Annotated in this window: 10 protein-coding genes; 4 read left to right on the top strand and 6 right to left on the bottom strand. The window is 45.3% G+C overall.

Annotated features, from left to right (window positions below):
* Positions 1-100: 100 nt before the first annotated feature.
* The 6 genes from ccoN to BGP76_RS05770 all read right to left on the bottom strand — a co-directional run bounded on the left by ccoN (position 101) and on the right by BGP76_RS05770 (position 8,024).
* Positions 101-2,218, bottom strand: a complete 2,118-nt coding sequence (gene ccoN / locus BGP76_RS05745; RefSeq protein ID WP_073118447.1) for a cytochrome-c oxidase, cbb3-type subunit I — start codon at positions 2,216-2,218, stop codon at positions 101-103.
* A gap of 232 nt (positions 2,219-2,450) precedes the next feature.
* Positions 2,451-3,290, bottom strand: a complete 840-nt coding sequence (locus BGP76_RS05750; protein ID WP_158584087.1) for a universal stress protein — start codon at positions 3,288-3,290, stop codon at positions 2,451-2,453.
* 117 nt (positions 3,291-3,407) lie between these two features.
* Positions 3,408-4,778 (bottom strand): oxygen-independent coproporphyrinogen III oxidase, encoded by a 1,371-nt coding sequence (hemN, locus tag BGP76_RS05755; protein ID WP_119843932.1) that lies wholly within the window; start codon positions 4,776-4,778, stop codon positions 3,408-3,410.
* A gap of 66 nt (positions 4,779-4,844) precedes the next feature.
* Complete coding sequence (gene ccoS, locus BGP76_RS05760; RefSeq protein WP_073118443.1) at positions 4,845-5,000, bottom strand: cbb3-type cytochrome oxidase assembly protein CcoS; 156 nt, start codon at positions 4,998-5,000, stop codon at positions 4,845-4,847.
* Positions 4,997-7,372 carry a heavy metal translocating P-type ATPase metal-binding domain-containing protein gene (locus tag BGP76_RS05765; protein WP_119843933.1) on the bottom strand — a complete coding sequence of 792 codons (2,376 nt, stop codon included), beginning with the start codon at positions 7,370-7,372 and terminating at the stop codon, positions 4,997-4,999. Before BGP76_RS05765 ends, ccoS begins: the two co-directional genes overlap by 4 nt.
* 16 nt (positions 7,373-7,388) lie before the next feature.
* Positions 7,389-8,024, bottom strand: a complete 636-nt coding sequence (locus BGP76_RS05770; RefSeq protein WP_073118439.1) for a universal stress protein — start codon at positions 8,022-8,024, stop codon at positions 7,389-7,391.
* Positions 8,025-8,164: 140 nt separating this feature from the next.
* Between BGP76_RS05770 and BGP76_RS05775 the strand changes: the two genes are divergently transcribed.
* From BGP76_RS05775 to lhgO, 4 genes are all read left to right on the top strand, one after another.
* A complete protein-coding gene (locus BGP76_RS05775; protein WP_119843934.1) occupies positions 8,165-9,403 on the top strand; it encodes a PAS domain-containing sensor histidine kinase in 1,239 nt (412 codons plus the stop codon).
* Positions 9,404-9,407: 4 nt separating this feature from the next.
* Positions 9,408-10,469: a response regulator gene (locus tag BGP76_RS05780; RefSeq protein ID WP_119843935.1), complete on the top strand. Its 1,062-nt coding sequence runs from the start codon at positions 9,408-9,410 to the stop codon at positions 10,467-10,469.
* A 1-nt stretch (position 10,470) separates the two neighbouring features.
* Entirely contained in the window at positions 10,471-10,923 is a 453-nt protein-coding gene (gene bcp, locus BGP76_RS05785) for a thioredoxin-dependent thiol peroxidase (RefSeq protein ID WP_119843936.1), read from the top strand.
* A gap of 111 nt (positions 10,924-11,034) precedes the next feature.
* The gene (lhgO, locus tag BGP76_RS05790; protein ID WP_119843937.1) at positions 11,035-12,228 is read left to right on the top strand and encodes an L-2-hydroxyglutarate oxidase; all 1,194 of its coding nucleotides are present in this window, start codon (positions 11,035-11,037) and stop codon (positions 12,226-12,228) included.
* Positions 12,229-12,512: the final 284 nt, after the last annotated feature.

Consider the following 12,512-nt stretch of genomic DNA (forward strand, 5'->3'; position numbering starts at 1 on the left):
GAGGCCTATGAAGAATACGAAAAAGATTGAAAGGGAAATTATGGGCCAAATTTCCACATTATGTATTTGTTCGAAATAATATTTAAACATGGCTTTTCCTTTATTGTTTTACAGTGATGTCTTTACCTAATCTTTGCAAGTACGCAATCAGAGCGATGATTTCTTCTTCGCCTGTCGCGTCGATTCCATCTGCTTTTAGATTTGCTACGATGGTTTTGGCTTGCATTTCCAGTTCTATATTGGCAGTCTCTTCGAAACCCTCAGGATAGGGAACGCCTACCGTTCTGAGTGCAGAGATCTTTGCAGCGGTGCTCTCCTTGTCTATGGCTTGCTCGAATAACCAAGGGTACGCTGGCATAATAGATCCAGCAGAGACTGCATCGGGAGCGAGTAGGTGGTTGTAGTGCCAAGTGTCTGATTTTTTCAGCTTTCCGACACCTTCGCGTGCAAGGTCTGGGCCAGTACGTTTGGACCCCCATAGGAATGGGTGATCGTAGACGAATTCTCCCGCTTTGGAGTATTCTCCATATCGCTCGGTATCAAATCGCAGCGGTCTGACCATCTGCGAGTGACAGTTGTTGCAGCCCTCACGGATGTAGATGTCACGTCCTTGCAGCTCCAGTGGCGTGTAAGGTTTGACCGATGATATTGTAGGGATGTTGGACTTGATTAAGAAAGTCGGTACCATTTCAATTACACCACCGATTAAAATCGCGACCAATGTTAGTACGGTGAAGAAAACTGGTTTTCTCTCCCACACAGAGTGCCAGTGACCTCCAGTGATTTTTTTCTTTTCTAAAGCAGGCGCTTCTGCTTCTTCTTCAGCGATGAATTGTCCTGCACCTGTTGTTTTGATCAGGTTGAAAATCATCACAAAGACACCTGAGAGATAGAGTACTCCACCGACGGCTCTAAGTGCGTAGAGAGGGACGATTTGGATCACAGTTTCTAGGAAGTTTTTGTAAACCAAGAAACCGTCCGCATCGAACTGTTGCCACATGAGGCTCTGCACGATACCTGCGACATACATCGGTAGGGCATAGAAGATGATTCCTAATGTGCCTAACCAAAAATGAATGTTGGCTAATTTGATGGAGTGAAGTTTGGTGCCCCACATTCTAGGAACTAGCCAGTAGAACATACCGAAGATCAAGAAACCGTTCCAGCCTAGTGCGCCGACATGGACATGTGCGACGATCCAATCCGTAAAGTGCGCGATGGCACTGACTTCCTTGAGAGAAAGCATAGGTCCCTCGAAAGTGGCCATACCGTAGCAAGTGATCGCTACTACCATGAATTTCAAAATAGGATCCTCGCGAACTCTGTCCCAAGCACCTCTCAAGGTCAATAGACCATTGAGCATACCACCCCAAGAGGGAGCAATCAGCATGATCGAAAAGGCCGTACCGAGTGACTGAACCCAGTCAGGTAGCGAGGTGTAAAGCAGATGATGAGGTCCCGCCCAGATGTAGATAAAGATCAGCGACCAGAAGTGAATGATCGATAGCTTATAGGAATACACTGGTCGTTTGGCTGCTTTGGGTAGGTAGTAGTACATTAGACCCAAGAAAGGAGTCGTGAGGAAAAACGCTACGGCGTTATGCCCATACCACCACTGTACGAGTGCATCCTGCACTCCAGCATACCAAGAGTAACTTTTGAATAAACCGACGGGCATAGCCACCGAATTTACAATGTGCAATACCGCGACTGTGACGAATGTGGCGATATAGAACCAGATAGCGACATACATGTGTCGTTCACGGCGTTTGATGATCGTACCGATCAAGTTAATACCGAACACAACCCAGATCAGCGTGATAGCAATATCTATGGGCCATTCTAGCTCAGCATATTCTTTGCTACTCGTCATCCCTAACGGGAGTGTGATGGCTGCCGTCAGTAGAATAGCTTGCCAGCCCCAGAAGTTGATCCACGACAAGGTATCGTTAAACATCCGGGCTTTGAGGAGTCGCTGTAGGGAGTAGTAGATCCCTGCAAACATGGCATTGCCGATGAAGCCGAATATGACTGCATTGGTATGTAGGGGGCGCACACGACCGAAGGTCGTGTATTGCAAGTCAAAATTGAATGCAGGATAAAATAGTTGAATCGCTGCAGTCAGTCCTGCGAGCATGGCGATGACACCAAAGATGACAGAGGCGATGGTGAAATACTTTACGATCTTATTGTCGTAACTGAATTTTTCAAGTTCCATGTGATAGCGTTGAGTTTATTGATCGGTGGCTAAATTAGTTTGGTTTCTTTAGGCGCTTAATGACACAGATTCAGGGTTTTGTATGATTAGAATCATATTGTTTTTTTTGTTATTTTATCACTACAACTAGTTATGGAATTAGTCATTTTCTGGTAGGTGTGAAAAATGTAAGACCAAAAAAAAAGGATGACCATTTTACTGATCATCCTTTTTAAAGTGACTTTTTTCTGTCTTATTTTTGACTCATCGTCCAGACAGGCATCTTGCTATGGTTGACGATGTCTTCCGCCACACTACCTAGGAAGAGATGCAGTAGACCTCTGTGACTATGTGTCGCCAGCGCGATCATATCTGCGTTCATCTCCTGCGCAAAATTCATGACAGCTTGATCCGTTTCTATCCCTCTGGTCACGTGGATTTCAAAATTGGTTAGTTTGTGATCGTTAGCTAGCTTTTCTAATGCTTCTCTGGCCATGTCATCACTGACTGGATCGTGAAGTGTTTCTACATGTAGCAAATGGATTTTTGCTCCCACTAAGTGTTGGAAATCTTTGAACTTCTCTAGTACTGATCCTGCTTCAACATCCAAATCCGTAGGGAAAACTATGTTGTTGATCGCTTTTACCTGATGTTTCTGATGCACAGTGACAACTGGACATTTAGCCGTTCGAACTACTTTTTCAGCATTGGATCCTACCAGGATCTCAGCGAGTCCTGTAGCTCCTTTGGTTCCCATCACGATGAGGTCGGGGCTATAAGCTTCGATTTGGCTTGCGATTCCTTTGAAGGCATTTCCCATCAAAACCTCATAGGTCACATTCTGTTCGCTGTGTTTATTGAGGATTCCTTGTAAATCATTTTTTGCTTTCTTGATAAGCTGAAGCGTGAATAGCTGATCCATAGAATCATCCAAAGTCACTTCCCCCGTCACATGAAAGGTGTCACCCATCGGGTATTCTATGATGTGAACGAGTGTGATTTCCCCATTTGACTGTTCATTGATTTCAAGGGCTAACTCCAAAGCTGATTCTGCAAATGGACTAAAGTCGTAGGGTACTAATATCTTTTTCATTTTATTTAGGATTTGAGATTTAAAGTTTGACCAACCTCTTTGGTGGTCTTTAAAGATCATATTAAGTCGGCAGAATAGAAAATTAATCGTCCGATAATTCTATGATGTCTGTTTCTATTAAACGGTTTGACTGAAGACAAGTTCAACAGAGTTGTTCTGCCAGTAGTGTTTGTCAAACGCCATGCAGACATTTCGAACAAAGGGGCGACCCGCTGGCATGATGTACAGCTGCCCATTTTTGATTTCTATCAGTTGATCAGCGACGAGTTCAGACAGACGGCTTTCTGCATAGTGAAAGAGTGATGCACGTAATGGGTCGTCGGTATCGGCACTGGTTTGGAACTGACACATGAGTCGCGAGATATGCTGCTTGATACTTATCTCTTCGTCCGTCAGGAAATGTCCTCTATATACAGGGAGTTTGTCAGCATATACGAGTGCCTTATAGTCTTCTACTTTTTTAACGTTTTGCGCATAGGCTGAGCCTGTGTCACCAATAGAGGAGGCTCCTAAGCCTATCACTAGGTCGCTACTATGGATAGTGTAGCCCATGAAGTTGCGATGTAGTGTCCCGCTCCCTGCTGCGAGGTATAGCTCGTCTGTAGCGAGTGCAAAGTGATCCATACCTATCTCGTAGTATTGCATAGCAGCCAAGATTCGTTTGCCTAATTCATACAGTTCGCGCTTCTCTGTTGCGGAGGGTAGGTCTTTGTCTGAGAAACTGCGTTGTCCGGGCTTGACCCATGGTACATGGGCATAGCTGTAGTAGGCGATGCGATCGGGATGTAGCTGGGCTACCTTATCAAAGGTGTCGGAGATGGTGTTTTTGTTTTGTAGAGGTAGACCGTAGATCAGGTCAAAATTGATGGATGTGTAGCCTATCTCACGGGCAGTGTCTACTACAGACGCTACGGTTTCGTAGGATTGTATACGGTGTACGATCTTTTGCACCGCGAGATCAAAGTCTTGAATCCCCAAGCTCATCCGCCGAAAACCAAGGTCATAGAGTGCCTGCATGTGTGCGCGGGTAGTATTGTTGGGGTGAGCTTCGAAACTCATACATGTTTCTGAAGTGGTGATGGCTTTTTGGGTGATTCCCTCTATAAGTAAGGTCAAGTGTTCGGGACTGAAAAACGTAGGTGTGCCACCACCCAGATGGATTTCAGCGATCTGAGGCGTGTCATCGAAGATTTCCAGATAAAGGGACCACTCGCGTAAGAGTGTGTCGATGTAGGGTCGCTCCACGCTATGATTGACAGTGATGCGGGTATTGCAGCCGCAGTACGTGCATAAGCTTTCGCAGTAGGGTAGGTGGATGTATAGACTGATGCCTTTCTCACTATTATTGGTTTCAAACGCTGATCGAACATGCGCTTTCCATAGGTCTGTGTCTATAGGATCTTCTTTCCATGCAGGAACTGTGGGGTAACTGGTGTATCGCGGACCTGGGATGTCGTATTTTTGTATGAGATTATTGGCTGTGTTCATGAGACAAAATAAATAGGAGCCTATCTACTTTGCACAGGCATAGCTCATCGATCGTAATGATCTGTATCAGTCTTTCTTTGGTTTTTTGTCATCCATGAGCATTCTTACTGCTGGAGAGTCTGTATCGTCGTACTGTCCTGATTTGACTGACCAGACGAACAGCCATAGGAATATAAGGGCGACTACTAAACTGATCAATATAAGTGCGATGATGATTTTCATGAGATGCGACGGCTGAGCCATCGGATGGTTAAGGTGGTGAAAGCCACGACAGAAATACTACTAATCGGCATGAGTAATGCAGCAAATACAGGCGTGATCATTCCTGCAACTGCAAAACTAAGTCCTACGATATTGTAAGCAAACGAAATCACAAACCCTATGATGATGACCATTCTTGACTGAGTGATTAGCCGCAGAAAAGAATCCAGATCGACAAGCCTTTTGCCTAAGAGTATGCCGTCGCTGGCCGGGCTAAAAGAGGACATATTGTCGGAGACGGAGAGACCAACACTACTGGCTTTGAGTGCACCCGCGTCGTTGAGTCCATCACCGATCATGATGGTGCTTTGTGTAGCTTCTAGGTTTTTGATTTTCTCTAGTTTGTCTACGGGGGAGTGACTGAAGTAGAAGGCAGTATCTAGAGGAAAAATTTCCCTCAGTTTGGTTCGTTCCGCATCATTGTCACCAGAGAGGATACTGAATTGGTAGTGCGCTTTGAGCTGATTTATCAGGTTTTTGAGCCCTTTGCGGTATTGGTTTTCGAAAGAAAAGAAGCCTCTATAGACTCCATCTATGTTGATATGCACTTGTGTTTGTTGTATGGTGGTATGAGGTGCTAGGGTCAAAGAAGCCGAACCGATCTGTAGTAGGTGCCCATCAAGCTGTCCTTTGAGTCCCTGACCTTTGACTTCCTCAAACTGCGTGACTGGAACGGCTGTGACAGTGGAGTACATCGCACAGATCGCCTGACTGAGTGGGTGGGTTGAGTGTTTGGTGAGCGAAGCGATTAGCTGCTCGTCATACGCAGTGAGTGCCATACCATGGTAGTTGATGGTGTGATCTTGGTGGTTGGTAATGGTGCCAGTTTTGTCAAATATGATGTGTTTGGTTTGCCAGATACGCTCGATGACTTCTGTGCCTTTGAGGTAGAACTGGTGACGGGCGAGGACGTTGAGTACACTGCCTAGTGTGAAAGGAGTCGCTAGTGCCAGCGCGCAGGGACAAGCGATAATCAATACCGAAGAAAAGACATTCATAGCCTGACTACTATCAATCACGAGCCAGACCAGTCCAGCTAGGGTTGCTAGTCCGAGGATGGTAGGCGTAAAGTAGCGACTCACACGGTTGATGATCAGGTGCTCCTCGTCGGGGTTTTCTTTGGCAAAGACCTCATTGTTCCATAGCTGAGTCAGGTAGCTCTGGGATACGGGATGGAGGACATTCATTTTGACAGCTACGCCTTTGATGCGTCCGCCTGCATAGATTTTTTCTCCTTCACGAATGGCAATTGATTTAGTCTCTCCTGTGACGAAACTGTAGTCTATTTGAGCTGATGGACTGACTAGAATGGCATCACAGGGGATGATTTCTTCATTTCGAATTTCAATTTTGTCTCCGGCTTGTAATGTTTCTACTAGGACACTCTTTTTTTCTTGCTGATTGATCAGCGTCACTGCGAGTGGGAAGTAAGACTTGTAGTTGCGATCAAAGGATAGGTTGCGGTAGGTCTGTCCCTGAAACCATCTGCCAATCAATAATAGGAATACCAAAGCAGCCATGGAGTCAAAGTATCCTGCCCCCGTCTGGCTTAGGATCTCGTAGCTGCTGCGGATAAATATCGCTAGAATCCCCATGGCGATGGGTAGGTCGATGTTGAGGACTTTTTTGGCTACCCCACGAAATGCAGAGCTAAAGAACTCCTGTGCACAGTATACCAAGACGGGAATGGATAGCAGTAGATTGAGATACCCAAAATACTGCACGAATTCCGAAGAGATATGAAGTCCAAAGTACTCCGGAAAGGAGAAGAGCATGATATTGCCAAAGGTAAATCCTGAGATGCCTAGTTTGACAAAGGTGTCTTTGTTGCTACTCGTCTCTGTACCCTGCTGCTGTGTATCTAGTGTAATCTCAGGTTCATAGCCCAGCTGGCATAGACGCTCGATGATAATGGGGAGCTGGGTCTTATGAGGCGTGTAATCTATGGTGAGTTTTTTCTGGCTAAAGTTGATTCGTGACTGGATGATGCCTGCATCGAATCGAGTCAGGTTTTCGAGGAGCCAGATGCATGAGCTGCAGTGTATGGAGGGAATATTTAGTGTGATTTTGTGATAGTCCTCGGATTTGAAATCCAACAGACGATCCGCGATCTCCTGATTGTCTAAGTAGCCGTATTTGTTGGCATAGAAGCTTTTGAGCTGATTGCCCGGAGCACGTTCGAGATCATAATAGGTACAGAGATCGTTTTCTTCTAAGAGCTGGTACACAGTCTGGCAACCCAGACAGCAGAAATGCTTGTCTTCTAGCTCGTAGGAAGCATTGTCACAGTCTTCTCCACAGTGGTAGCAGGTTTGCTCTACGGTTAATTGCATAGACGAGGGGATTCCATCAGTTAAAATTAGCGATTCTTACAGTGTTTGGACTAAATAAGGAGATGAATTGTTGGCTGTCAGTATGATTCGATTTGATCAGAACCAAGCTGTCAGGGGTACTGGCTATTAGTGGAAGGAAGGTATGCGCTTTTTTAGCAAAGACCTCTCTTGTGAATACAGACAAAGGAGTGTTTACCTCACTATCAGGTGGGGAATTGTATCGTTCAGGAATCAAGAGGATAGGGGTATTAGTGGCTTGAACCATTGAGGTGATTTCTTCATATTGATGTGATGACAGGTGAGTTGGTACAGCATTTAGGATAATATGGCCTGTGTCTGACAGTGTCAGTTTATCTAATATATGGTAAGTAAACCCAGGCTCTAGCATGAATTGCCAGTCTTTTGGGATGGCGAAATCTAGTTTGGCTTGTAAGGCTAGGTACTTGTCCTGACAGTCGGATGTGATTTGGCGCTTGAGCTCTACCGCGCTGAGCCGGCGTGTGTCCTCGGTCTCTGAGATCATGCGGTAGGCATGTACCAGAGTTACATGAGCATCTAGACTTTTGGACCATCGGTGAGCCAACTGAATGGCTGTCAGCGATGTGTCCGAAAAATCTATCGGGACAAGAATATGTAATGGGTTGAAATCCATGTTAGTTGATTTGTCTTGTCTCCAAAATTACTAGCGCTTTATTTTCTGCATAAGGACTGCTATCAGTAGAAAATATGATTCATGTCACTTTGTTGGGAGAGTCATTTAAGTAGATTTGTCGAGACAAAACTCAAATTAATGTGAACAACTCAGACGCCTATCGCGAAATATACTACTCCTGTGTCGAAGGAATACTGGTCGTAAGTGAGGGTAAAATTATTTTGGCCAATCCACAGTGTGAATCTCTTTTTGGTTACGATCATGATGAGATGTTGGGGATGGTTATCGAGGATTTTGTTCCGATGGAGATCAGGAAACAGCATCGCGAGCATTACAAGGGTTTTGTTTCGGCACCTGTAACCAAACAAATGGGAGTAGGAAGAGATCTAACAGCACTGCGAAAGGATGGCTCTACATTCCCCGTAGAGATTAGTCTTAATCCGGCCACTATAGACGGTAAGAATGCCGTGATTGCTCATATCATTGACATCACGGTACGAAAGCAATTTGAACTGACGCTCAAACGGAGCGAAGAGCAGCTCATCGAGTATGCAGCAGAATTAGAAAAACGGGTACAAGAGCGAACCCAAGAGCTAGCGGATGTTGTCACTGATCTTAAAAAGACTAATGAACACCTAGAGGAGGAAGTTAAAGAAAGGATCAAAGCAGAAAAGGAAGCCAATAAGGCTTTGTCGAAGGAAAAAGAGTTGAACGAACTGAAGAGCCGCTTTGTGTCTATGGCTTCTCATGAGTTCAGAACTCCACTGAGCACGATATTGTCTTCGGCTTCTTTGATCGGCAAGTATACGACTACCGAAACCCAACCCAACCGAGACAAACATATCGGTCGTATTAAGTCCAATGTAACGGAGCTGACTAGTATTCTTAATGAATTTCTCTCCCTAGAAAAGATAGATGCCGGCAAAATGCGCGTAGAACTCGCTCAGCTGGAAATGGTCGCTTTCTTAGACGAACTCAGCGATGAACTAGCAACAGTGGCAAAGGACGGGCAAGACATAGTTTTAGAAACCATAGAGACCGACTGCATCATGAATACAGACCCCTTGATGTTGCGACAGGTGATGACCAATCTCATCTCTAATGCCATCAAGTATTCGAGCAGTCAGATTCGGGTGGTGCTGACAGATCTCGATAAAACAGTAGAACTGTCTGTGATCGATCAGGGGATAGGGATACCTGAAAATGATCAAAAGCACTTGTTTGATAAGTTTTTTAGAGCGCACAATTCACACCATATACAAGGGACTGGACTTGGGCTGAATATCGTCCGGAAATACCTGGACTTACTAGAAGCCGATATTCGCTTTGAGAGCGAAGAAGGAACAGGATCGACGTTTACCATTATTTTGAATAAATAACACTATGCAAAGAATTTTACTCATCGAAGACAATGACAGTGTACGGGAAAACACCGCAGAGATTCTAGAACTCGCAGGATATGAAGTTCTCACGGCAGCTGATGGTAAACAGGGGGTCACCATGCTCAGAGAAAACAATACCGTTGATCTGATCATCTGTGATATCATGATGCCAGGATTAGATGGATATGGTGTGCTACACATTGTGATGAGAAATCCTGAGACCTCACACATTCCGTTTATCTTTTTAACAGCCAAAGCTGAGAAGTCTGATATGCGCAAGGGAATGAACCTAGGCGCGGACGACTATCTGACTAAACCCTATGACGATGTGGAGCTGCTCGATGCGGTAGAGGCACGGATCAATCGTACCCGCCAGATGCAAAAGGACTATGAAACCAGTGTGTCGGGTTTAGACGACTTCTTCCATGATGCCAAAGAAATCAGCAGCCTCAAAGCACTCTCACACGAGAAAAAACTACGAGAGTATAAGAAAAAAATGAACCTCTATCATCAAGGGGATTATCCAAATTATCTGATCTATATCAAGTCAGGTAAAGTTAAAACCTACAAGACCAACTCTGATGGTAAGGAATTAATCACAGGGTTATATGGTGCAGAGGAGTTCTTGGGTTTTAACGACCTCATCACCCAGTCTGATCACAGCGAAGGAGCTATGGCTACTGAGACCGTCGAAGCATATTTTATTCCTAAGGACGACTTTTTGCAGCTCATCTACAAAGACAGAGCAGTAGCCAGTAGTTTTATCAAAATCCTCTCTAGGAACATTCTAGAGATGGAGGAAAAGATGCTTCATCTAGCCTACAATTCTGTTCGTCAGCGCGTCGCAGAGGCACTCCTGTCGGTTAAGAAAAAGTATGGCAATGAAACCGAATCTTTTGCGATCTCCCGTGAGGATTTATCTAATATTGTGGGAACGTCCCCCGAGTCTGTGATCCGTACTTTGTCGGATTTCAAAACTGAGGGGCTCATTGATATCCAGTCCAACAAGATCAAACTGGTGGATGCGGATGAGTTAGCAGTGATTATATCAAGAGGATACTAATATGACAGAATTGAAAGTAGGAGACGCTGCGCCGGCGTTCGAAGGAGTAAATCAAAAAGGCGAAACGATTAAGTTGTCAGACTATGCAGGCAAAAAGTTAGTACTCTATTTCTATCCCAAAGACAATACACCAGGATGTACCACGCAATCTTGTAACCTCCGGGACAATTACCAAGACCTTATCGCCAAAGGATACGAAGTATTAGGCGTGAGCTCGGATAGCGAAAAGTCTCATCAGAAATTCATCGACAAGCATGAGTTGCCTTTCGATCTATTGGCAGATACGGACAAGGTGGTTCATGATTTATTTGGTACTTGGGGCGAGAAGCAGATGTACGGTCGCAAATACATGGGGACATTTCGTACGACTTTCGTCATCGACGAGCAAGGTGTCATCTCCGAGATCATCGGAAAAGTCAAAACCAAAGAACACACAGCTCAGATTCTGGGGTAGTAATCTTTAGTGCCCTTATAGATCGAGTAGTTCTGGAGGCATCATACTTGCATTTCGTTGATTCTTTGCTCAATTTCGAGCCTCAGTTTATCACACATTATCAGACCACACATGAAAGATGTCATCGTCATCGGCGGAGGAATCGTAGGATTGGCTAGCGCTTGGAAGATCCTCGAAAAGGCTCCCAATACCTCTATTGCTATTTTGGAAAAGGAGTCAGGCCCAGCCAAGCACCAGACGGGCAACAACAGTGGTGTGATCCATTCGGGCTTGTACTACAAGCCAGGGAGCTTGAAAGCTACCAATTGTATCAAGGGCTACCATTTGCTTTTGGACTTTTGTCAAAAAGAAGAAATTAAGTACGATCTGTGTGGCAAGATTGTCGTGGCTACCGACGAGGCTGAGGTGCCGTACCTGACTACACTACACGAGCGTGGCGAACAAAACGGCCTGACGAACATGCTGTGGTTGGACCAGGATCAACTCAAAGAATACGAGCCGCACGTCAATGGTGTCAAAGGGATCTACGTCCCTCAGACTGGGATCATCGATTATACGGCTGTATGTAAGAAGCTGGAAGAAAAACTACTCACAGCAGGCGCAGAAATACACTACAACCACAAGGTAGTCAAAATCAATGCTGCACGACAGGTGCAAACCATCGTGACAGACAAGGGAGATTTCGAAGGCAAGTTGGTCGTGAACTGCGCCGGCTTGTACTCGGACAAGGTAGCCAAGATGACGCCTCTCAAGCCCGATCTAAAGATCGTGCCTTTTCGGGGCGAGTACTACCAACTCAAAAAGGAAAGTCAGCATCTGGTCAAGAATTTGATTTATCCGGTACCTGACCCGAACTTCCCGTTCCTAGGTGTGCACTTTACGCGAATGATCAACGGAGGGGTAGAGGCAGGTCCCAATGCCGTTTTGGCTTTTCAGAGGGAGGGCTACAAGAAGTCGGATATCAATCTAGCCGAACTGGCAGAGACACTCGCATGGCCAGGTTTTCAAAAAGTAGCCGCCAAGTATTGGCGGACAGGGTTTGGTGAGATGTATCGTTCGTTCTCCAAGGCGGCTTTTACCAAGGCGCTACAAAAGCTCATCCCAGAGATCCAAGAGTCTGATCTGGAAGTAGGCGGGGCAGGTGTCCGTGCGCAAGCCTGCGATCGAAACGGAGGGCTGTTGGATGATTTTCAGATTCTCGAAGACGAGCACTTCGTCAATGTCTGCAATGCACCATCACCCGCAGCTACTTCGTCGCTGGCGATCGGCGATGAGATTTCTAGTCGCGTATTAGCGAGAGCTTAGAGAGGAAAATTAAAAGTGAGAAAGTTTACCGCTCTGTTTCGTGTCCTCACGAAACGATTGTGCGCTAAGTGATTCTCCATTCTTGACTCTAACTCTTGATTCTTAGTTCTTGATTCTCGACCAAAATTTCTAACGAAAAAACTAGCAATTTTTGATCGAATAGCGGAACATTGCGTTGAACCCTTTTTAATACAAAAGAAAGTGAATAAAATCAGTACCATGGACACATTCAAGAAAGCGATGAGGATGGCAGATTGCTGTTGTTGCGTTTCATAATGTGATTT

Source organism: Reichenbachiella sp. MSK19-1, from assembly GCF_003590315.1.
In the GTDB taxonomy this organism is placed as follows: domain Bacteria; phylum Bacteroidota; class Bacteroidia; order Cytophagales; family Cyclobacteriaceae; genus Reichenbachiella; species Reichenbachiella agariperforans.